Below are 618 nucleotides of genomic sequence, written 5' to 3'. Positions count from 1 at the left end.
GTTCGCTGTAGCGGATGCTGACGTATTGAGACCCTCTGTCGGAATGATGAATCAAAGTCCCGTCCTCACCCGGTTGGCGGGCGTACAGCGCTTGTTCAAGTGCATCCAGAACGAAGTCCGTGGTCATCGACGAGCTGACGCGCCAGCCAACAATACGGCGGGCAAACACGTCGATCACGAATGCCACGTACAGCCAGCCTTGCCATGTCGAGACATACGTAAAATCCGACACCCAGAGCTGATTCGGTCGGTCAGCCTTGAACTGCCGGTTGACTCGGTCCAGCGGGCGCGGCGCGGTCACCTCGGGAATCGTCGTGCGAACACGCTTACCGCGAACTGCGCCACGCAAGCCCTGCAGTTTCATCAGCCGCCCGACCGTGCAGCGTGCCACCGCAATGCCTTCCCGGTTCATCTGTTTCCAGACCTTCGGCACGCCGTAGACCTGCATGTTGGCCTGCCAGACACGCTTGATTTCCGGTTGCAGAAGCTCATCGCGTTTCGCGCGGGCGCAGCGTTTGGACGGATCGCGAAGCTGCGCAGCATGGCGTCGGTAGCCCGACGGGGCAATCCGCAAGACCTTGCAGATCGGCTCGACCCCGAAGGTGTCGCGATGCTGAT

1 protein-coding gene and 1 other annotated feature are annotated in these 618 nt (G+C 61.0%); the gene reads right to left on the bottom strand.

The features are described 5' to 3' along the window. On the bottom strand, nucleotides 1-618 hold a 618-nt coding region (locus SB756_RS28040), incomplete at both ends, for an IS3 family transposase (RefSeq protein WP_410912741.1). After that, nucleotides 560-618: a sequence feature (AL1L pseudoknot), on the bottom strand. This feature is flagged as partial in the annotation. Its footprint overlaps the gene before it by 59 nt.

Origin of the sequence: Pseudomonas sp. SIMBA_068 (assembly GCF_046534705.1) — a bacterium.
GTDB lineage: Bacteria > Pseudomonadota > Gammaproteobacteria > Pseudomonadales > Pseudomonadaceae > Aquipseudomonas > Aquipseudomonas putida.
The sequence above is the reverse complement of the archived record's forward strand: the minus strand, read 5'-3'. Positions and strand labels throughout refer to the sequence as shown.